The organism is Neobacillus sp. NPDC058068 (assembly GCF_042885335.1).
In the GTDB taxonomy this organism is placed as follows: Bacteria; Bacillota; Bacilli; order Bacillales; family Cytobacillaceae; genus Neobacillus.
In genome coordinates, this window is the sequence record NZ_JBHVSI010000009.1 from 23,817 (window position 1) to 45,354 (window position 21,538).

The following is a 21,538-nucleotide window of genomic DNA, read 5'->3' on the forward strand; positions in this document are numbered from 1 at the left end:
AACTATCTATATACTATTCTTTAAAAGAACTAAGATAAACTTTTTTAATCAAAACACAGTTAGTAAAAGGCTTAATATACAAAACCGTTTAGTTAATAGCTAATCGGTTTTTTGTTGTAGAATCGGACGAAGAGAGAAGTTTTGACTGGGGGCTGGTAGTAGCAGTAGGTAAATTTAGCGGTGCCCATCTTAATCCGGCATTAACTGTTGCCTTGGCATTTATCGGGGATCTACCTTGGAAAGAAGTTCCAACCTATATCATCGGCCAAGTTTTAGGTGCTATGATAGGGGCAACCGTTGTTTATTTCCACTACCTGCCACATTGGAGAGCAACAGATGATCCAGGGGCAAAATTAGGAACATTTGCAACAGGTCCTGCGATTCCATACACAATGGCAAACTTAATTAGTGAAATGATTAGTACTTTTGTTCTTGTTTTAGGTATTCTAGCAATAGGTGCAAATAAATTTACAGATGGCTTAAATCCGCTGATGTTGGTTTTCTGATTGTTAGTATTGGGATGAGCTTAGGGGGAACAACAGGTTATGCGATCAATCCTGCACGTGACTTTGGTCCAAGATTAGCACATGCACTGCTTCCGATTACGGGAAAAGGAAGTTCTAACTGGGGATATGCCTGGATTCCGGTTGTAGGACCAATGCTTGGGGGAAGCCTTGGTGGCTTATTCTATAAGACAGTATTTTTAGGGAAGACAGATGTAAATCTTTGGTTTGTAATTGGAGCCATTGTGATCATTCTTACCGCAGCTTTCTTTATTGGAAAGAAACCTCAGGAAATGGCAGTTGTCAAAAAGATTAGTGCATAGTCTAAATTAAAGGGAGAGATTACTTTTATGGAAAAATATATCTTATCATTAGACCAAGGAACAACAAGCTCACGCGCAATTCTTTTTAATAAAAAGGGAGAAATTGTTCACGTCGCGCAGCAAGAGTTCAAACAATATTTTCCGAAGCCAGGCTGGGTGGAGCACAATGCCAATGAAATTTGGGGTTCAATCCTAGCTGTCATAGCTTCCTGTTTAGCTGAAGTTAATGTAAAACCAGAGCAAGTGGCGGGAATTGGGATTACCAACCAACGGGAAACAGCCGTTGTCTGGGATAAAGAATCAGGACAGCCGGTTTATCATGCGATTGTCTGGCAATCCCGCCAGACGGCCGAGATTTGTGAAGAATTAAAAGCACAAGGTCATGACCAATTATTTAGGGATAAAACAGGGCTGTTAATCGATGCTTATTTCTCCGGAACAAAAGTGAAATGGATTTTAGATAATGTAGAAGGTGCAAGAGAAAAGTCTGACCGTGGGGAATTGTTATTCGGAACGATTGATACATGGCTCATTTGGATGCTTTCAGGCGGAAGAGCCCATGTAACCGATTACTCGAACGCATCGAGAACATTGATGTACAATATCCATGACTTAAAATGGGATGAGGAATTATTAGAGATTCTAACTGTTCCTGCATCCATGCTTCCAGAAGTACGCCAATCATCCGAAGTTTACGCTGAAACGGTTGACTATCATTTCTTTGGCTGCAATGTCCCAATTGCAGGGGTAGCGGGTGACCAACAAGCAGCGTTATTTGGTCAAGCGTGCTATGAAAAAGGGATGGCGAAAAATACGTATGGAACTGGCTGCTTCATGTTGATGAATACCGGTGAAAAAGCAGTGAAATCCGAAAATGGCTTGTTAACAACGATTGCTTGGGGGATTGACGGAAAGGTAGAATACGCCTTAGAAGGAAGTATCTTTGTTGCCGGGTCTGCCATCCAATGGCTTCGTGACGGGCTTCGCATGTTTAATAACGCCGCAGAAAGTGAGAAATATGCAGCAAGTGTAGCATCAACAGAAGGTGTTTATGTCGTTCCTGCCTTTGTTGGTCTGGGAACACCATATTGGGATAGTGATGTCCGCGGTTCGGTCTTTGGCTTAACTCGCGGGACAACGAAAGAACATTTCGTACGCGCAACATTAGAATCGCTTGCCTACCAAACGAAAGATGTCTTGACTTCCATGGAAGCGGATTCAGGTATCTCGCTGAAAGCTCTCCGTGTGGATGGCGGCGCAGTTGCCAATAACTTCTTAATGCAATTCCAAAGCAATGTGTTAGATGTTCCTGTAGAACGTCCAGAAATTAAAGAAACAACCGCATTAGGAGCTGCATATTTAGCAGGATTAGCCGTAGGGTACTGGGAAAGCCAAGAAGAAATTGCCACACAATGGAATATGGACAAAGCATTTACACCAGACATGGCCGAAGAAGAAAGAGAAACACTCTACACAGGCTGGAAAAAAGCAGTGAATGCTGCTAGGGCATTTAAATAGGGTGTCAGGCACCATGTGAATTTTTCACATGGTGCCTGACACCTAATAAGTGTATTTTTTTTCCGTTGACGTTTTAAATGCTGTTCTTTATGATAGGAGAGAAGAGAATACCCGTACTTGAACGGGAGAGGTTCATAGCTGATACCCTCTATAAAAAACTATGGATACATGACTTGTTGCCATGTCCATATCGGACATGGCTTTTTTGTTTTTATCCCTAAAGTTTGCATAGAATGTACAGAAGATACTCTCTTGGTTAAGTGTGGGGACACATTTTACTAGGGGGTTTTTTTTATGTCTGGCCGCAGCCACGAAGAAGGATTAAAGGATTTAACACTATTAGGGAATCAAGGTACCACCTATTCATTTGAATATGCACCGGAGGTATTGGAGGCAGTCGATAATCTGCATCCAAATCGTGATTATTTTGTGAAATTCAACTGTCCGGAGTTTACAAGTCTTTGCCCGCTGACCCACCAGCCGGATTTTGCAACGATGTATATTTCGTATGTTCCAAATCAAAAAATTGTCGAGAGCAAGTCTTTGAAGCTATATCTTTTCAGCTTTCGGAATCATGGTGATTTTCATGAGGACTGTGTCAATATCATCATGAACGATTTAATTAATTTGCTTGATCCACGCTATATTGAGGTTTGGGGAAAATTCACCCCAAGAGGCGGCATTTCCATTGACCCATGGTGCAACTACGGGAAACCTGGCACTAAGTACGAGGAGATGGCCAATTTCCGTTTGATGAACCATGACCTCTATCCAGAAAAAGTCGATAATCGATAAGGGAAGGAATCAAGACATGATATTTTACTTGAATGGAATTTTTGTAGGACTGTTAATTTTGGCCAACATTGTTGCTGTTAAGCTTTTTAGCATTGGAAATTTTGCCATATTGCCAGCCGCTGTCATTATTTATATTTTTACGTATCCAATTATTGATGTAATCGTTGAGGTTTATGGAAAAAAGGAAGCGCGGAGAACGGTTCAGGCCGGGCTGATTATGCAAATCCTTGCGCTTATCTTTATTACGATAGCGATTCATCTGCCAGCTGCACCTGTATTTAAAGAACAATCGTCATTCGAAACGATTTTAAATGGCAGTTTTCGTGTGATAATTGCTAGTTTAATTTCCTATGCAGTGAGTCAAAACCTGGATGTGTTTGTGTTCAATAAATTAAAAAGCGCCCATGGACAAAAAAAGCTTTGGTTACGCAATAACGCGTCGACGATGCTAAGCCAATTGATTGATACTACCATTTTTATAACCATTGCCTTCTATGGAACAATGCCAATAGCTGTCCTAGGAAGCCTAATCTTGACTCAATACATTTTTAAATTCTTTGCAGCGATCCTAACCACACCGCTAGTTTACTTGCTCGTCCATTTCATACGTAGAAAGGAATCACAGGAGGTTAGTCCTTCATAGCCTTGATGAAGGACAAATCGAGGTCTTCCTAGTAAGGAAAAGTCCTTCATAGCCTTGATGAAGGACAAATCGAGGTCTTCCTAGTAAGGAAAAGTCCTTCATAGCCTTGATGAAGGACAAATCGAGATATTTCTAGTAAGGAAAAGTCCTTCATAGCCGTGATGAAGGACAAATCGAGGTCTTTCTAGTAAGGAAAAGTCCTTCATAGCCTTGATGAAGGACAAATCGAGGTATTTCTAGTAAGGAAAAGTCCTTCATAGCCTTGATGAAGGACAAATCGAGGTATTTCTAGTAAAGATTAGTCCTTCATAGTCATTGATGAAGGACTTCCTGAGCATTTACCTCTATTTTACGCCATAATTTCGGTAACTTATTACATATTTCTGGCCACTTACTAAATCTTTTCCGCCTTTTACTACCTATTTTCCAAAATTTACGACATTACCTGGATATTTACTTGAAATTCGCTCGAACTCAAGTAACTGCCTAAATAGTTTCCTTCAATTCCGCCATATTTTCGGCCACTTACTACACATATTCTAGAATTCACAACATTTCATGGATTACCCCATAGGGAGTGGTAATCCATACTATTTTGATAAATAAAAGAAGCTCCAGTGCCTATTTAGCGCCTGGAGCATTAATTCTAAAAAAATATCAGTTAGTGATTACCTCAATCTAAAGTGCTTCATTAATGACCTTTTTGTAATAGAGGACGGATAGTAATCCGAAGATCGAATACAATCCAGTATAGATGACCATGACGATAATCATTGGTGTCCACACCTCGGTACCGAATAAAAACCAGCCTGATTGAACGGCGAAATAGCTATGCAAGAGACCGACAACTAAAGGTATGCCGAAATTAAAGATTTGTTTGGCATGAATCCCTTTTAGTAGATCGCCTTGAGTAAAACCTAGTTTTCTCAGGATTGTATAATTCGGTTTTTCCTCTTCGCCTTCACCCATTTGTTTAAAATAAAGAATACATCCGGATGTGATCAGAAAGGTTAATCCTAAAAAGCCAACGATAAACATGATAAGACCCATCATATTTTTCTGCGAATTGCTGATGTCCAGGCGAGACGAACCTAAACTGTCGTTGCTGCCATTCAGGTCTTTAAAAAGATCATTTGCCTTTTCGAGATTGGCTTCATCTTTTAACGTAATCCCGATAAACAGCGACGATTCTTTTTGAATATTAGGATTTACATCTTTCTTTAAGCGCTCGAATACCGTTTCATCGACAATGGCGATTGGCTGCCCGCCGTTTGTAAAGTAACTTGAAATGACGAAATCCTTTTTTAAACCTAAGTATTTGAGGGGAATTGCTTCGTTTTGCCCCTTCATTTCGATGTTACCTGAATCCTTTAGACTCATAAATTTCTGCAGTAAATCATTATAGCCGGTAAAAATAGTATCCCCCTCAGACACATCGATATTTTTTACAGCCTTATCACTTATAACAGGTATAGTCATAGCTTTCGGATCAAACATTATTTCTTCCAGATTGATATCCAAAATTCCCTTAAGGTTCGCATTCACCTGAATAACATCAATTTTCTTTTCATTGAACGGAATGTCATTCGCAGCTAATTCCTTTTTGAATTGAGTAGCATTTTCCGTTTTTATGAATGAAAAATCGCCTGCGACATTTTTTTCAGCCATTTTTTCTGCTGAATAGTAGGAGATATAACTCAAGGATAATAAACCAATGGCTAGGGCCGATAAGGTCGTAATTATCGTTAATAATAAGGCATTCGATTTCATCCGAAACATAATCGAGGATAGTGATAATACCTGATTAATATTTAAATAACCATCCTTCTTTTTCCTAATGAGGTTAAAGATAAAACTGACTGACCCTTTATAAAAAAGATAAGTTCCAATAATGACAGACCCCAGAATAAAAATCATCGCCCCAAAAAGTCCGGTCACCGTTGTAAAATCGCCGCTAAACAGTTTCGATGAAATATAGTAGCCTGAAATGATCAAAACCACACCAATAATCCCGATGATGACTTCGAAAATGGACATCTTTTTTACTTTTCCTTCGGTCGATGAAACCACTCTAAATAAAGAGAGAATACTTTGTCTTTTAATAAATACATAGTTCATCAGCATGATAAACAGGTAGATAACACAAAACACCACAACAGTTTGAATGAGCGCTTGTGAAGAAAAATGCAGGGAAGCAATCGCATCCACACCAGTGATTTTAAACAAAATCATCAAAATTAATCGCGAAACGGAAAAGCCGATAAAGGTTCCTATGACTAACGAACCAAAATATAGGATAAAATTTTCAGCAGTCAGGATGCTGAAGATCCTGCTTTTGGTCATCCCGATTAATTGAAATAGCCCAATTTCCTTGCTGCGGCGTTTAATAAAGATGTTATTGGCATATAACAGAAAGATCGAAACAATCGCGACAAGTAAAACGGAAGCTGCTTTTATCGCAGCGGCGCCCTTCATGGTGTCTTTTGTATCATTCATCGCCGGGTCATATTGCAGGGTGACAAAGGCGAAATAAAGGGCCACACTAAAAATCAGCGCAAACACATAGAGATAATAATTTTTTAAATTCTTTTTCAAATTACGAAAAATGAGTTGATTAACGCTCATTTGGTACACCGCCTAATACACCTTGCGTTTTCATGATGTCTTTAAAGAACGTCTGTCTGGATTGTTCGCCTTTATTTAATTGCGTGTAAATCTGACCATCTTTGATGAAAATGACTCTGCTGCTGAAGCTTGCCGCCGTAGTGTCATGGGTCACCATGACAATCGTTGCTTTACGGTTCTGATTCATTTCGCTTAATTTGTTTAGCAAATCGGAGGCGGATTTTGAATCAAGGGCACCGGTTGGCTCGTCAGCGAAGATAATGCTTGGTTCATGAATAAACGCCCTTGCAGCAGAAGTACGCTGTTTTTGACCGCCGGAAATTTCATTCGGATATTTATCCTTGATGTCTAAAATACCTAGTTCCGCTGCCACCACATGAAACATTTCATTCGCTGCTCTTTTTGAAATTTTCGAAATCGATAACGGCAAGAGGATATTTTCTTTGACTGTTAAGGTATCGAGTAAGTTATAATCTTGAAAAATAAACCCTAAATGATGCTTGCGGAATTCAGCGAGCTGACGCTCCTTCATCGCAGTCATTTCTTTTCCTTCGATGTTAATCGTGCCGCCGCTCACTTTATCAATGGAGGAAAGTACGTTAAGCAGCGTGGTCTTTCCGGATCCTGAGGCACCCATGATGCTCACGAATTCTCCTTTTTCAACGTTAATATCAATCCCCTTTAATACTTCTTGCTTATTAAATTTATTGCCATAGCTTTTATGAATTTTATTGGCTTCTAATATCTTCATACCAACACGCTCCCTTAATTCGATATCTTTATTATAAATAGCCCGATGAATTCAATCCTTCGATTGAGCGAACAAATCAGAAAAGCATGTGACATTGTTGTCACATGCCTGCAATATCGACGAATTCATTACGTTTTGGAAAGGTTAACGTAAAAGTGGTTCCTTCTTCAAGTTTTGAGTAGACATCTATATGGATTAATAGCGGCTTGGTGATTCGTTTCGTTAAATACAACCCCATCCCTGTTGCAGCATTATCGTGATGAGACGTTGTCGAGGTAAAGCCCTTCTCAAAGATACGCGGCAAGTCCTTTGGATCGATACCGCGGCCACAATCGCTTACTTCAAGGACTGTACGACCATCGTGTTGATAGCTTTTAATGATGATATCTGATGATTCACTGTATTTCACTGCATTTGTCAGCAGCTGCCTGATGATAAAGGCAAGCCACTTGGCATCAGAAAGCACGGTTGCTGCCTCTAATTCAACCTCAAAGCCAATCCCTTTTTGCATACACCACGATTGTAATGTTTTAATCTCTTTAAAAAGGAGCGCCTTTAAATCGGTTTCTTCTATGTATAAATCATTTTCCATAAAAGGGATGCGTCTTTGATGAAGCTGTTGGTCAAGCAGCAGGTGAATTCTTAACCATTCATGTGTTAATTGGGCGCGCATCCGTTCATCGTCTAAGCGGTCAATCATTAAATGCAACGCTGTCAATGGTGTCTTGACTTCATGAATCCAGGCTAAGAGGTCATCCTTCTCCTGTTCAAGCATCAGCAGATTTTCGGAAGCCTCTTTTTTAAGCAGCTCGGTTTGGTTGATAATGCGTTGTTCAATTATTTTTTCAAACGGGCTTTCAGGCGCCGCTATAGTGGTTAAATCAAGATTGTTCTCCCATTGCGCTATACTTTTGTAGAATTTTGTTTCCTTATGATAGCGGAAAAACAAAAAGATACAAAAAACAAGCGTTGAAAGGAAGACAATGTAGAAGAATGGCATCAAGGGAAGCGCCGTATCTAGGTAAGCTATAAAAAGAATAAGTGCCTGAATAACTAAAAATAGAAAAATCCAACTGCGCTTTTCGACTAAATATTGCTTAATCATAGCCATTTGCCTCTTCTATTGCAATGTAACCCTGTCCAACCTTTGTTTCAATGAAACGGCCTAAACCAAGTTCGTCCAATCTTTTTCGCAGCCGATTGACATTGACCGTTAAGGTATTATCACTAACAAAGCGCTCATCATCCCACAGGCTTTTAATTAAGTCTTCGCGGCTGACAATCTTATTTTTTTGCTCAATGAGCTTCTTTAAGATAAATGTTTCATTTTTTGTAAGTTCAACTGTTCCAGCAGCATGACTGACAGTATTTTTTTCATAATCTACTGTTGCTCCGCACCATGTTTTAAGGGTGATTTGCTCGGTATTGTAATTATAAACACGGCGGAGAGTCGCTTGTATTTTCGCAATCAGCACATCAAAATGAAACGGCTTTTGAATAAAGTCGTCCGCACCAAGCTGCATCGACATCACCATGTCTGTCGGATGGTCACGTGAGGATAGAAAGAGAATCGGAATGTTCGAATGGGAGCGGATCATCCGGCACCAATGAAAGCCATCAAATTTCGGCAATTGAATATCAATGATCACTAAATCCGGCTTAATCGCCGTAAATTCCTCCATAACCTTGTTAAAATCAGTAATCCCATACACATCATAAGACCAGCCGATTAACCGATCCTTTATTTCATTAAATAATGTTACATCATCTTCAATCAACAACAGTTTAAACAAGGGAATCACCACACTTTTTTGCTTCATTATAAATAATTGTATAATATATCCTGTTTCTGTGCTAGAGAGGTGGTCATTGTAAAAAAATGTGTCGTACTAAATTAAACAATAAATAAAAAAATGTTGTCATTATTTATCAATTCCACATATAATAAAATGAATGAACGGTTCATTCTATAAAATGTGAAAAGGGGAGCTTTAAACCATGAAAAAAATGATGACAGCCTCTAAGTGGGATTTAAGTGGAAAATATGTGATTATCACAGGTGCAACCAGCGGGATAGGGCTTGCTGCCGTAAAGGAAATTGCAGCTCGCAGGGCAAACATTGGAATTGTCGCTCGTAATGAAGCAAAAGCAAATGAGATAGCAAAACAGATTAAAGAATCATCGGGGGGGAGCCGAAAAGTAGATGTATTTTTGGCAGACATGGGTTCACAGCAATCGATCCGCCGGGTGGCTGCCGAAATATTAGAAAGGTGCTCTAGAATTGATGTCCTTGTTAATAATGCCGGTGCACTGTTTGAGAACCATCAATTGACCGACGATGGACTTGAAATGACGTGGGCTGTCAATCATGTTGGACCATTTCTGCTTACTATGCTTCTGCTTAACCGCTTGAAGGAAAGTGCCCCGGCGCGGATCATTACTACCGCATCCCACGGTCATAAGATGGCGAAGAAGGGAATCGACTTTAACGACATGGGGGCTGAACAGCTTTATAGACCACTAAAGAAGCTTATGGGTGGTCCGACCTTAAGGTATGGGCAGTCGAAGCTGGCGAACATTTTGTTTACCGCGGAACTAGGAAAAAGGCTTGAAGGGACCGGTGTTACGTCTTATTGCTTTGACCCAGGGCTGGTGGCCACAAATTTCAATCAAAATAACAGTAGATTAGCAAAGGCAACGATGGCAGTGATGAAGCTGTTTTCACGAAGCCCAGAAAAGGGAGCAGAAACATTAATTTGGCTCGCTGAGACCGATGAAATCAGCAATCAAACCGGTCAATACTATGCCGACAAAAAGGTAGAATTCCCGTCTGAACCTGCTCGGGATTTGAAAGCAGCAAATCTGCTCTGGAAGGTTAGTAAACAACAGACGCAGCTCACAGATACCGTCGACCTGTAGGCTCATTGTCGAGAGCAGTTTAAAAATATGATATACTCCTTAATGATATCCAGATAATGGAGAGTGAAAATGAAATGGCACCATCAAATGAACAAAAGCTGGATCAAATCCACCAGCAACGAATTGATCAGATTAAAAAGGCGGCCTTAAAGGTATTTGCTCATCGAGGAATTGTCGGAACGAAAATGAGCATGATTGCGGCTGAGGCAGGAATCAGTCAGGGCCTATCCTATCGATACTTTAAATCAAAAGAAGAGCTATTTATTACCCTCATTCAGGAGGCAATGGAAGAGGCAAATGCCGCTTTTCAGCATGTCCAGCAGTTACCGGGAACACCGTTGGAACAAATCAAAACCCTTACCCAAAATATCTTTGATGACAGTAATAAATATCCCTTCTTGCTGATTCAGCATGCTAGTGTTTCGGATGAGGTTCCTGCGAAGGCGAAGCAAATAATCGAACACTATTCAGCTAAAGCTTGGATGGAACAACTAATTCCACTATTCATCAAAGGTCAGAAACTGGGTGAATTTTGCGAAGGTGACCCATATAAGCTATTATTCTGCTACATGTCCGTAATTACCGGTCTTATGCTGCAGGAAAAACAAACTGAAGGGAAAAATTGGAGCGAAGATGTTGATATCTTAATGAAAATATTAACGAAATAAGAAGTTGTTGGTAGTGGCAGCTTAAAATTTTGGGGCAAACAGTGATTTAATCGTAATCAAGATCGAAATATACAACCCTATTTTCGAGGTTGTGATTTGCGTTTCCTAGCCCAATTCTATTAAATAAAAGAGTACCAAAAAATTATTAGTAAGGATGAGGTCATACAATTGAAAGCATTAGTGTTTAATACATTCGGAGGCCCGGAAGTATTGGAATATGTTGATATCGCGGATCCGGTTATCGGACCGGATGAAATTCAGGTAAGGATGAAAGCAATTGGTTTGAATTTTGCAGATATATATAGAAGGAAAGGGAATTATCATCTGGCAGGCAAGCCGCCCTATATTTTGGGATATGAAGGAGCAGGAATCGTCGAAAAGACAGGAGCAAATGTCCAAGAAATTAGCGTGGGTGACCGGATTGCATTTGCCGATGTACCATATGCGAATTCAGAGCTAGTGGCAGTTCCTTTTGAAAAAGCCATCCCTGTCCCGGCTGAAACCACCTTTACGGAGGCTGCATCTGTATTGCTGCAAGGGCTGACGGCGCATTATTTAACGAAGGATAGTTATGCGGTGAAAAAAGATGACAGTGTATTAGTTCATGCGGCGGCCGGCGGTGTCGGACAACTTCTTATTCAAATAGTAAAGCTACTAGGTGGCAAGGTAATTGGTTTAACTTCCTCTATAGAAAAAGCAGCCGCGGCCAAGAAAGCCGGAGCGGATCAGGTTTTCTTGTATAAGGATAACTGGGTGCAAAAAGTGCATCAAGAAACGAATGGAAATGGGGTCGATGTAGTCTATGACTCAGTAGGTTCGACACTTCAAGACAGTTTTGCAGCAACACGCATCGGTGGAACGGTTGTATTTTTTGGAATGGCAGGTGGAGACCCTATTCCGGTCGACCCAAGAATGTTAATGGACACATCAAAAACGCTTACTGGCGGGGATCTCTGGAATGTTCTTACATCACGTCAAGAACGGGTAACCCGGGCAGCCGAGCTGTTCAGCTGGATGGAAGCAGGAAAAGTAAGGATATCCGAGCCAGCGATATTTGCTCTGCGAGATGGCCATGAAGCACACCGTTTTCTAGAAAGCCGCAAGAGCACCGGGAAGATTCTATTAGTTCCTTAAAGGGAAGGCTGTGTTAAAGAACATTGTTGATTTTGAGCACAATGTTGATTGGAGTGGAAGGCGCGAGACTCCTGCGGGAGCAGCGGGACAGGTGAGACCCCGCAGGCGCTTTAGCGCCGAGGAGGCTCACCGCCCGCCTGGAACGGAAATCAACATTCACTTTTAACACAGCCAAAGGGAAAAGAAAGAGGCGAACAGTGACTGGCACTGTTCGCCCTGTTTGTTAAGTATATTATCATTTTTTAAGAAAAAATCTTATCACCAATATATCCCATGGGGATTCGTCAGAAAAAGGTTTGAATTTACCATTCGTTTAATGCGAATGCACACTAGTTTCTTCCATCCAATACGCTTCTCTGATATTAATCTGCTTACGAATTTTGCGGATGATATCGATTGTAATTACGCCTTCTTCGAACAAGTTCTGGACTTCATTTCGTTCTGCTTGGAATGCTTTAACACGAAGTTCCCGTTGTATTTGTGTGTAATGACTTTTATCGACGCCTTTTTTCGCAAGCTTAAATTTCATGATCATTTCATTATATTCTCCGATTATGACCAAATAGATATGTTCATTTTCAGGAGTTATTTGTTCCTTCAAATATTGTATGGCCGCCTTAGCCATGTTAACTTTTAGTTGAATGAGCTTTTTCGATTTTTCCTTACGAATTTGAAGCCGTTTCTCGTTTTGTCGGCTAAAAAGCTGGAACAACATATACAGACTTCTTTTAATCAATGACCAAAAGAACAATCTCCGATATTGCATCCGATTTGTTACGGCGAGCCTCATACGCTGGATATGTTCATCTGTAACATACATTGTTTCACGGTCAATCTGTCCTGTCTTTTTCAAGTTTTCAACGTATTGGGCTTCCGCTTCAAGGGCCTTCATACGAATCTCCGTTGCCACTAATTTCAGCTGGTCAGAGTATTCGTCGCTTGCATTGATAAGGCGATTTCGAATTTGGTTGTATGTTGCGATGACCGACACGGCGGCTCCATGATTATCATCATTCATCAGTTCTCGGATTGCCTTAATAGCAGCATCAGTTGTTCGGATCAAAGCAGCCCGTTCCATTTCCTCTTTCAACTCTTCCGTGTTTCCTTTTTCTGACCGTGCAAGAATTGGCAAGACAATGCTCGCAACAATCAGTGTGACCAAGATAACCCCTGCGGCAATAAAGATAATTAACGCACGTGCAGGAAATGGACTTCCATCTGCAAGTACAAATGGAATGGTGAAGGCACCGGCTAGTGTGACAGCCCCTCTGACACCAGAAATCGTAATGATACCAATGTTTTTTATAGAAGGCTTCTCGAGCTGCTTCTTAAGCTGCCATCCCCACCACCATGCTGTACAAATCCATACGAAGCGAAGGAATAATAATGCGGCGGTAATAATGATAATATATTTGCTCACTTCCCAATTATTAAACAGCGGATCTTTAAAAATTTCATTTGTAACACTAGGTACCTGCAATCCTAGCAACACAAACACTAACCCATTTAATAAGTAGATGAGTACTGTCCATGTACTTTGGGAAACGACTTGCAGCTGCATTGCAGGGGATTGATCCCGATCCCGATAGATCGCATGGACAATTCCTGCTGCGACAACCGATAAGATACCGGAAAGGTGAAAATGCTCAATAATATAAAAGATGACGAAAGGCGTGAGGATCTGGATGAGCATGTGAATCGTTACATCTTCCATGCCTAGTCTTCGAATAAAAATTTTCAATCGAATAATAAGGATGGCAAGAATGGCACCACCAGCCAAGCCGCCAATGGCGATAACTAAAAAGCTCCAGCTCGCTTCTGCTAATGAAAAAACGCCGGTCACGGTAGCGGCTACAGCAAATTTAAACGCAACCAAACCAGAGGCATCGTTCATCAGCCCTTCCCCTTCAAGAATATGCATAATTGTTTTTGGGATCTTTACCCTGCTTGAAATGGCTCCTACGGCAACGACATCCGTCGGTGAAAGAATGGCGGCTAATGCAAAAGCTGCCGGTAATGGAATGGACGGTATCAGCCAATGAATTAAGTATCCAATTGCGAATACGGTGACAAACACAAGTCCAAGCGCAAGAAATAAAATCGGTTTACGCAATTTCCATAACGCCTGCCGTGAAACATTTTTTCCATCATGAAATAGTAGCGGAGCAATAAATAGGACGAAGAACAATTCCGGATCCATCGGGATATGAATGCCTAACGGGAGTGATGCAAGCAAAACTCCGAGTGCAATTTGTATAAGCGGCACGGGTATGTATGGCGAAAAATGGTTGATAAAACTAGACAATCCGATGATTGCGAGCAGTAGTAGTATAAGTAGAAAAAATTCCATCGCGTGTCTCCTCTAATCTATGTAGTGTGAAATAACCGTATGTGGGGGGGGAGTATAGAATTCCTGTAGCGGATTTCTCCATTGTTGGAAGCATCACGATTTTTGAACAAAGTGATGAACCATATTATTGTCATAAGAAAAATTTTAACATAAAGTCAGGAAGGAGTAAAAAAATTGAAGGTAGAAATCGGTATCTCTAACAATAGCTGTAACCTCAGGCGAACAGTGATTGGCACTGTTCTCCTGAGGTTACTAAAAGCGAATGTGTAAAAGCAAAACAAACTATAAATGGTAGAAACATGATTGAACCTAGAGCTGAAATTATGATTCAATTACGAGCTGCTTTTCTTTTTCCACTTCCATTGCCGATACAATATAGGCAAACCCATTCAATAAAAAGTAAATGACATTGGATTGTACCCGTTCGTTTTCCCCTAAATAAGTATTTACAATAATCGTGAAAGAATATAAAACAACAAAAAATAAAGCGATTTTATTAAAAATTATCATTCGATAACAACCCCCTCATTAGGATTCTTATCTTAATCATATTTGCGTTAAGCTGGTATTATGCCAGACGTGATTTATATGCTGTTTTGGATTCTCCAAAAATCTAACCTGTATAAGCCCGTTTAGGATCCCATCGTTAGGAGAGGATGTAGTGATGAAATCTGGGGCAGCGTTCCATCAATATCAAAAACCACGATTGGTTTATCCATTTTCTAATTCTCCTTTAAGACACAACACAGCCGTTACGCTCTGCGAGTCGCGGATCACGCCGACTGGCTGTTGTGTCATCTTACCAACCTAGCATATTTTATGAAACGCGTTTCAGGTCAAGGGATTTGATGAAAGTTGTTGGTTTAGGAGGATGGGGGAGACTTGGAAAAAAATAAGACTTGGGATTCATTCAACCCCAAGTCGAGAAGGATTTCCTAACGGGTGTCAGGCACCCAAGGAATATTTCTTAGACTGTTTCACGTTCAATTAATTGAACGGGTATTTCTTGATAGGCAGCTTCTTCGTCTGTGTCTATAGCTTGTAGAAATAATTTCCTTCCTATATCGACAAGCGGGATTTCAATGGTTGTAATATTCATCATCTTCGAGATCGGCTGATTATTGAACCCAATTAGCGCGAGGTCACCCGGTATCGAGATATTCCGATTTTGTGCACAGGTCACGATTCCGGCAGCTACCTCGTCACTTGTCACCAGCAGGGCAGATGGCGGATTAGCCATTTGCCCGACCAGCTCGATTACTTGTTCCCCGTCCTCAAAATGGCGGCAGTGCTCAAAAATGTAGGCAGGCTCATAGGCTAACTGATAGTTTGTTACAAAATTCTTAAAAGCCATTTCTCTTTGTTTACTATTCGTACCTGAAATCCTGCCAATACAATAACCGATTTGCCGATGACCCTTTTGATATAAGTATTCTAGTGCAAACATGAAACTCTTATAGTGGTCTACAAAGGTGGAGGACACTTTTTTTCCTCTTGTATCTTCACAAAGAATAATCGGACCATAAGGCAAATAAGCTTCGATTGTCGGCCAGCTGCTTGTTCGCGAACAGATAATTAATGCATCAATCTGCTTTTGCTTTAGCATTTGTAACGCTTCTATTTCTCTCGTTTCCAAGTAGTTGGTCTGGAACAAGACCAGCTTATAGTTGTTTTCCAATGCTTCAGTGGCCATCCCTTTCATTAACAACGCAAAATAAGGATGATCGATGAAGGGAACAACGACACCCACAAGGAATGTTTTTCCCATGCTTAAGTGGACGGCATTAATATTTGGCTGGTAATTACTTTGCTTAATGGCTACTAATATCGCGTTTCTTTTGTCCGCACTCACATATGGATGATTATTTAACACACGGGAGACCGTAGTTACCGAAACACCCGCCATCTTCGCTAAATCTCTAATGTTGGTCATACCATCACCTTTTTTATAAAAAATTATCTTAAGTTTATTATAGTACAAAAAGGGTGCCTGAACCCCAGGTGTGTTTAAGGATTAACGTACCTAGAGTCAGGCACACATAAGCGGATTTTGGTATAATAATGAAATAATGGATATTAGTGAACAAGATTGAGAAAGGAGAACAAAATGCAATTTTCCTTTGACCACCTAGTCTGTTTTTTGAAGAAACCTGAGGATGCCATTCCCTTGTTAAAACAAAGGGGAATCCATGCTGCGAACGGAGGGCGGCATGAATCTTGGGGAACCTATAATTCGTTGTCTTACTTTGGTTTAAGCTATATTGAGTTTTTGGGAATTGAAAATCAATCAATCGCTGCGAAACAAGAGGAGAACCGGCTGATTACTCAAATCGTGGAGCAGCTTTCCAAACGGGATCGGGAAGGTCCTGCGAGGATTGCTATTCGAACAGATGGTATTGAACAATTAGCAGTAAAGCTTAAAGCAGAAGGATATACAGTTTATGGGCCACTCCCGGGCGAGCGTGTTCGAGCAGATGGGCAGGTAATCAGTTGGTCGCTGCTTTTCCCTGAAAACGGGGATAGCGAGCTAACTCTGCCATTCTTTATCCAATGGGAAAAGCCGGATGAGCAAAGGATTTTAGATTTAGAGGAGCAAGGATTGATAAACTCACACACGGGAAATCCAAAGTTCGAAAGTGTCGGATATGTTGTCCATAACTTAGAGGAAGCAATCATAAAATGGGGGAATTTATTCAACCTAAAACGAAGTGAGGAGTTTGTCGATTTAACCATCAATGCGCGATGTAGAAAACTAGAATTACCCGGCGTAACGCTGTTGTTTTGTACACCTGTAGGAGAGGGCCTTGCTGCGAAGGTTCTAAAAGAAAAAGGAGAAACACCCTTTTTAATAAACCTCACAGGAACAGGTCAAAACCGCCTTTTTGAAATGCTGAATGGCCTTTGGAGATTTCAATAAGTCCGATTAAAATGGGTTGTAATAGTTTTGATTACGATTAATTTCAAAACGAAGAAAAGGGGATTGGTTTAAAAACCAATCCCCTTTTCTGTGCATCATCCACTGAAGAACGTTCATATTCAATTCATATATTCTTTGTATAATGCTTTTGGTATTATGGATGGAAAGTGAATTTAAAGAGCGGAATTTTCCGATGGAAGAATTGTTTGAAGGGAATGAGGAGCGATGGCGAAATTGTTAATTGTTGATGATGATGCCAATATCCGCGAGCTTGTCCTCCTTTTTCTAAAGAAGGAAGGGTTTGAGCTTTATCAAGCATCAGATGGAATAAAGGCATTAAGCCTAATGGAAAAAGTGAAGATGGATCTTGTCATTATCGATATTATGATGCCAAACATGGATGGTTGGGAGCTATGCCGAGAGCTACGGGAGTACAGTGATCTTCCAATCTTAATGTTAACAGCTAAGGGAGAAACAGCCCAAAAGGTGAAGGGATTTGAACTGGGTGCTGACGATTATCTGGTAAAACCATTTGACCCGATTGAATTAGTGGCGCGGGTCAAAGCGCTGCTTAAACGGTATAAAATTACGGCGTCACAGACCATTGAAATAGGGGAATTCAAATTAAATCGCAAAAGCCATGAAATTTCTTTTCAGCAGCGAGAATACACGATTCCCTTGAAAGAATTCGAGCTGTTGTTCAAATTGGCTAGTTATCAGGGCAAAACCTTTTCTCGCGAGCAGTTAATTGAAGATATATGGGGTTATGATTATGAAGGGGACGAACGAACAGTGGATGTGCATATTAAGAGGCTGAGAGAGCGATTTTCGGAAACAGTATTCCCTTTTCGTATCAAAACGATTTGGGGGCTAGGTTACCGACTTGAGGTGAAACCGTGAAGGAAAGAAAATCTTTACGCCATTTATTTGGGTTTTTCTTCTTCTTAGTGATGATTACCGTTAGTTTTTCAGCGGCTTATTTTCTTGTTTCCTATTTATTTTCCTTGTTCCATTTTCAGCCATTCAATTATCTTCAGCATTTGATCACGACTATTCTTGGCTTTTTTATCTTTGGCGGTGTTGGGTTTATCATCGCTAAAAACAACCGTTCCAAACAGATCCATCATTTTCAAGAAGTCATTGATGCGCTAAAGAGAATTGCAAGCGGCGACTTTAATGTGCAGGTGGAACCACTGAGAAAAGTAGATCCCTTTAAAACTTTAATTGATCATATTAATCATATGGCAAAACAATTAAAGCAAATGGAGGATATGCGGCAGGAGTTTATTTCAAATGTTTCGCATGAAATTCAATCACCGCTTACATCCATTAGCGGTTTTGCGCGCGCTTTACAATATGATCAGCTCAGCCAGGAGGAGAGGTCCCACTTTCTCAGTATCATTGAAACAGAAAGTAAACGGTTATCCAAATTAAGCGATAACCTCCTGAAATTGACCTCACTTGAATCAAGCAATCATCCTTTTGAACAAAAGAGCTATCGGCTAGACAAGCAAATAAGAACGATTATTTTGGCCTGTGAAGTACAGTGGGTGGAAAAGGAAATTGAAATGGACGTATCTCTAGCGAAGGTTGTGATGGTCGGAGATGAGGAGTTAATGAATCAAGTATGGACGAATATGATTCATAACAGTATTAAATTTACTCCGAAGCATGGAAAAATTCGAATTCATCTACAGCAAATTGAGAATAAAGCGATTGTAAAAATATCCGATTCGGGCATCGGCATTCCTAAAAATGAACAAATCCATGTATTTGAACGCTTCTATAAAGCAGATAAGGCGAGAGAACGTTCAAAAGGCGGCAGTGGATTAGGGCTCTCCATCGTGAAAAAAATTATTGATCTGCATGAGGGGACTATTTTTGTTGAAAGTGAAGAAGGGGAAGGAACCACTTTTACGATAACAATCCCGCCTAACGATTAATTTTTAGGAAATTTTAAGAAGATTTTAATATGGAAGGGCTATACTAAAAGAAGGAGATCAAAACACTAGGGGATTTGAGGAATGAAATCAATGCAGAATGCAAGCCAAAAAACTCGCTTTTTAGCCAGCTATATTCCTAATCCAAAAGAACGAAGGACCATCCTTACATGCTTCATCCTCATGATTTGTTTTTTTTTCATTGGGATTGTAGTCATTTCGCTAAATCATCAGCAGCTAATAATGCAAGAATACAAACACTATAAAGAATTTCTAAAGCAATTTGGATCCATTTCAAGAATAATTTATTTTGCCGTTTTAGCCATTTATCCTGTTTTTCTTTTAGTGAAATGGAAAGGTCTGAAGACAATCCAATGGAGAGGTTTTCAGTTAAAAGGGTTCATCCAGTTTATCGCTAAGTTGGTCAGAAAGTGGCATGTGCCCTTTGCACTCGCAGCTACTGGAATTGTATTGCTACACGGGTATTTGGCCATCATGAGAGGGTTTAAATGGGACTTTACAAATATAACGGGAATTTTGTCTATTATACTGTTACTATTTCTCCTTTTCATGGGACTAAAGCGATTCAAGAAAAAAGATAATAAATGGCATTTGAAGCTTGCTATCGGATTTCTAGTTTTATTCATGATTCACGCCACTTTTTAAAAATTTTTGGTGCCTGACACCCTATGTGTTAAAACACATAGGGTGTCAGGCACCTTTTTCTTTAATAATCAGTTACAGTAAGATTTCTGTCCAAAAAGGTTTCGATTAATTCACTAATTTGATAAGCAGCTTGTGGGGAATCAAAATTTTCAAATACATATTCACAGCTGTTTTTATAGCTCATAATTTCGTCATAATGGGACATATGCCGCTCGATAACTTCTTCACTGTCTTGACGGTTCTGGTGTCTTTGGATTACCGTATCACGGTCGGAATAAATAAATAAACGCACGACGCTATCACCATACATCTTTTTCAACTTTTCAGTACCTTCGGGATTTAAGGTCAAATAGACAAGGTCATGATTTTCAAATGCTTTAACAATATCTTGTTCGCGAATTCCATAATGAATTCCATCGATTTCGACACTCTCTAGAAATTCCTGTTGTCCCTGCATATGTTTGAAGGTATCTTCATTAACAAAGTGGTAGTCTTCACCATTTTTTTCATAATGTCGGGGGGAACGAGTAGTGTAAGAGAGAACGGTTTCCATATCGAATGCGGTAGCGACCATTTTAGCGATGGTTTTTCTTCCTGAGCCATCAGGACCTGTGTAAACGAATATCTTTTCTTTTCCTTTGATTTGATACATAGTGGAGCCTCCTTTTTTTGATAAAAACAAGAAATGACCCTAATCAGTGGGGACTTTGACTAGAAGTGGGGGTGGGTTACTATTATTATATCAAAACGTTGTCACTAAGTGGAAGGCGAATTGCGACATCATTTGCCCTCCGTAATTTGGTTAAAAAAGAAATGGGAGAGTATTGTGAATAATTGGAGGAAACTCATAAATATAGTCACTCAAATTTGAATGATTTCCAATTAATATCCAGCGAATGTCGTAAGTTCTGAAAAATAGGTAATAAGTGAGCGGAAACATGTCTTAAGCGGCCAAAAATGTACATCAATTAAATCTAGGATTCCGCTCTCCAAGTAATTTTATTAAGAAGTCTCATTAAAGGTATGTATAATAGGATTGACAAGAATATGACATCTAGGAGCAGACCAATGGATACAAAAGAGTTATCGTTACTGAATTATTACTATGGTAAGTTGAATGAAAATACCTTTGATGAGAAGGATATCTATGCCTTTTTACAATTAATCCTGAATCGGAGTAAAGAGATTCGCTGCATCAATGAGCTAACAGATTTAGTTGTGCAGCGGGAAGAGTATCAAGGTTTTATCAAGGACTATCTTTTTGAAACGAGGAAAAAGTTTGAGAGTCTCGGGAAAACGAACACGGCTCTTAGGATTGAAGATGTATTTTCCTTCAAAGAATTGAAGAATGGCATTAACAAGGCTTTAGAGAAATGGCAGTTAAAAGGTTTAACGAATGAGAAGTTGAATGATTTTGTTACCTGCCTTATTTCCATTCTGCAGCAGATTAACATCACCGATGATGGCAGGGAGATTGGGAAACTCTTTTTTGCCATTTCTAATAAACAGATTATCTTGATGGCAGAAATAGAGGTTTATCAAAATGTTTTCAAAAAGACTAATGCAGTTTTCCCTGTCCTGACCACCAATAATAGTTATCTGAATCTCAAAAAGCAAGATCGATTTGATACGCCTTATTTGTTTGCTGACAAGGTGATTGAGATAACTAACCATGATGGGGAATTGAAGATTATTATTCCGGAATAGATGATAATTTAATCTATCGTATGGAAATTTTATGAAAAAATGCTAAACCCCGTTCAAAATTTTTGAACGGGGTTTAGCA

20 protein-coding genes, 1 pseudogene and 1 riboswitch are annotated in these 21,538 nt (G+C 39.9%); of the genes and pseudogenes, 13 read left to right on the plus strand and 8 right to left on the minus strand.

Annotation, left to right across the window (positions count from 1 at the left end; all coding sequences use genetic code 11):
• Positions 1-146: 146 nt before the first annotated feature.
• The 4 genes and pseudogenes from ACFVSW_RS12005 to ACFVSW_RS12020 form a co-directional block, all read left to right on the plus strand.
• Positions 147-826 (plus strand): annotated as a pseudogene (locus tag ACFVSW_RS12005) (MIP/aquaporin family protein); the annotation flags it as partial.
• Positions 827-853: 27 nt separating this feature from the next.
• A complete protein-coding gene (glpK, locus tag ACFVSW_RS12010) occupies positions 854-2,344 on the plus strand; it encodes a glycerol kinase GlpK (protein WP_387316118.1) in 1,491 nt (496 codons plus the stop codon).
• Positions 2,345-2,465: 121 nt separating this feature from the next.
• Positions 2,466-2,512, plus strand: a riboswitch (PreQ1 riboswitch).
• 126 nt (positions 2,513-2,638) lie between these two features.
• On the plus strand, positions 2,639-3,139 hold the full coding sequence (gene queF / locus ACFVSW_RS12015; protein ID WP_387316120.1) for a preQ(1) synthase: 501 nt from the start codon (positions 2,639-2,641) through the stop codon (positions 3,137-3,139).
• 16 nt (positions 3,140-3,155) lie between these two features.
• Positions 3,156-3,782: a queuosine precursor transporter gene (locus ACFVSW_RS12020; RefSeq protein ID WP_387316122.1), complete on the plus strand. Its 627-nt coding sequence runs from the start codon at positions 3,156-3,158 to the stop codon at positions 3,780-3,782.
• Positions 3,783-4,460: 678 nt separating this feature from the next.
• Here ACFVSW_RS12020 and ACFVSW_RS12025 read toward each other — a convergent pair.
• From ACFVSW_RS12025 to ACFVSW_RS12040, 4 genes are all read right to left on the minus strand, one after another.
• Positions 4,461-6,407 carry an FtsX-like permease family protein gene (locus ACFVSW_RS12025; protein WP_387316124.1) on the minus strand — a complete coding sequence of 649 codons (1,947 nt, stop codon included), beginning with the start codon at positions 6,405-6,407 and terminating at the stop codon, positions 4,461-4,463.
• Positions 6,397-7,158 carry an ABC transporter ATP-binding protein gene (locus ACFVSW_RS12030; RefSeq protein ID WP_387316126.1) on the minus strand — a complete coding sequence of 254 codons (762 nt, stop codon included), beginning with the start codon at positions 7,156-7,158 and terminating at the stop codon, positions 6,397-6,399. The genes ACFVSW_RS12025 and ACFVSW_RS12030 overlap by 11 nt, the downstream gene beginning before the upstream one ends.
• 100 nt (positions 7,159-7,258) lie before the next feature.
• Positions 7,259-8,263, minus strand: coding sequence for a sensor histidine kinase (locus tag ACFVSW_RS12035; RefSeq protein ID WP_387316128.1), 1,005 nt, complete (start codon positions 8,261-8,263; stop codon positions 7,259-7,261).
• Positions 8,256-8,951: a response regulator transcription factor gene (locus ACFVSW_RS12040; protein WP_024029894.1), complete on the minus strand. Its 696-nt coding sequence runs from the start codon at positions 8,949-8,951 to the stop codon at positions 8,256-8,258. The genes ACFVSW_RS12035 and ACFVSW_RS12040 overlap by 8 nt, the downstream gene beginning before the upstream one ends.
• 205 nt (positions 8,952-9,156) lie before the next feature.
• Between ACFVSW_RS12040 and ACFVSW_RS12045 the strand changes: the two genes are divergently transcribed.
• From ACFVSW_RS12045 to ACFVSW_RS12055, 3 genes are all read left to right on the plus strand, one after another.
• Positions 9,157-10,077 (plus strand): SDR family oxidoreductase, encoded by a 921-nt coding sequence (locus tag ACFVSW_RS12045; protein ID WP_387316130.1) that lies wholly within the window; start codon positions 9,157-9,159, stop codon positions 10,075-10,077.
• A gap of 74 nt (positions 10,078-10,151) precedes the next feature.
• On the plus strand, positions 10,152-10,745 hold the full coding sequence (locus ACFVSW_RS12050) for a TetR/AcrR family transcriptional regulator (protein WP_387316132.1): 594 nt from the start codon (positions 10,152-10,154) through the stop codon (positions 10,743-10,745).
• A 168-nt stretch (positions 10,746-10,913) separates the two neighbouring features.
• Complete coding sequence (locus ACFVSW_RS12055) at positions 10,914-11,879, plus strand: quinone oxidoreductase family protein (protein ID WP_387316134.1); 966 nt, start codon at positions 10,914-10,916, stop codon at positions 11,877-11,879.
• 313 nt (positions 11,880-12,192) lie between these two features.
• Here ACFVSW_RS12055 and ACFVSW_RS12060 read toward each other — a convergent pair whose 3' ends face one another.
• Complete coding sequence (locus ACFVSW_RS12060; protein ID WP_387316136.1) at positions 12,193-14,229, minus strand: Na+/H+ antiporter; 2,037 nt, start codon at positions 14,227-14,229, stop codon at positions 12,193-12,195.
• Between the two features lie 321 nt (positions 14,230-14,550).
• A complete protein-coding gene (locus ACFVSW_RS12065; protein ID WP_024029890.1) occupies positions 14,551-14,739 on the minus strand; it encodes a hypothetical protein in 189 nt (62 codons plus the stop codon).
• A gap of 151 nt (positions 14,740-14,890) precedes the next feature.
• Here ACFVSW_RS12065 and ACFVSW_RS12070 point away from each other — a divergent pair, with 151 nt between their 5' ends.
• Entirely contained in the window at positions 14,891-15,040 is a 150-nt protein-coding gene (locus ACFVSW_RS12070; protein WP_387316138.1) for a hypothetical protein, read from the plus strand.
• 156 nt (positions 15,041-15,196) lie between these two features.
• Here ACFVSW_RS12070 and ACFVSW_RS12075 read toward each other — a convergent pair whose 3' ends face one another.
• Positions 15,197-16,162 carry a LacI family DNA-binding transcriptional regulator gene (locus tag ACFVSW_RS12075; protein WP_387316140.1) on the minus strand — a complete coding sequence of 322 codons (966 nt, stop codon included), beginning with the start codon at positions 16,160-16,162 and terminating at the stop codon, positions 15,197-15,199.
• A gap of 174 nt (positions 16,163-16,336) precedes the next feature.
• On the opposite strand from ACFVSW_RS12075, the gene ACFVSW_RS12080 reads away from it, so the two are divergent.
• From ACFVSW_RS12080 to ACFVSW_RS12095, 4 genes are all read left to right on the plus strand, one after another.
• Entirely contained in the window at positions 16,337-17,146 is an 810-nt protein-coding gene (locus ACFVSW_RS12080; RefSeq protein ID WP_387316141.1) for a VOC family protein, read from the plus strand.
• Positions 17,147-17,371: 225 nt separating this feature from the next.
• Entirely contained in the window at positions 17,372-18,046 is a 675-nt protein-coding gene (locus tag ACFVSW_RS12085) for a response regulator transcription factor (RefSeq protein ID WP_387316143.1), read from the plus strand.
• Positions 18,043-19,089, plus strand: coding sequence for a sensor histidine kinase (locus ACFVSW_RS12090; protein WP_387316145.1), 1,047 nt, complete (start codon positions 18,043-18,045; stop codon positions 19,087-19,089). The genes ACFVSW_RS12085 and ACFVSW_RS12090 overlap by 4 nt, the downstream gene beginning before the upstream one ends.
• Positions 19,090-19,170: 81 nt before the next feature.
• The gene (locus ACFVSW_RS12095; RefSeq protein WP_387316147.1) at positions 19,171-19,752 is read left to right on the plus strand and encodes a hypothetical protein; all 582 of its coding nucleotides are present in this window, start codon (positions 19,171-19,173) and stop codon (positions 19,750-19,752) included.
• Between the two features lie 61 nt (positions 19,753-19,813).
• On the opposite strand, the gene ACFVSW_RS12100 is transcribed toward ACFVSW_RS12095, so the two are convergent.
• On the minus strand, positions 19,814-20,404 hold the full coding sequence (locus tag ACFVSW_RS12100; protein WP_387316149.1) for a guanylate kinase: 591 nt from the start codon (positions 20,402-20,404) through the stop codon (positions 19,814-19,816).
• A gap of 416 nt (positions 20,405-20,820) precedes the next feature.
• On the opposite strand from ACFVSW_RS12100, the gene ACFVSW_RS12105 reads away from it, so the two are divergent.
• Positions 20,821-21,459: a hypothetical protein gene (locus tag ACFVSW_RS12105; protein WP_387316151.1), complete on the plus strand. Its 639-nt coding sequence runs from the start codon at positions 20,821-20,823 to the stop codon at positions 21,457-21,459.
• Positions 21,460-21,538: the final 79 nt, after the last annotated feature.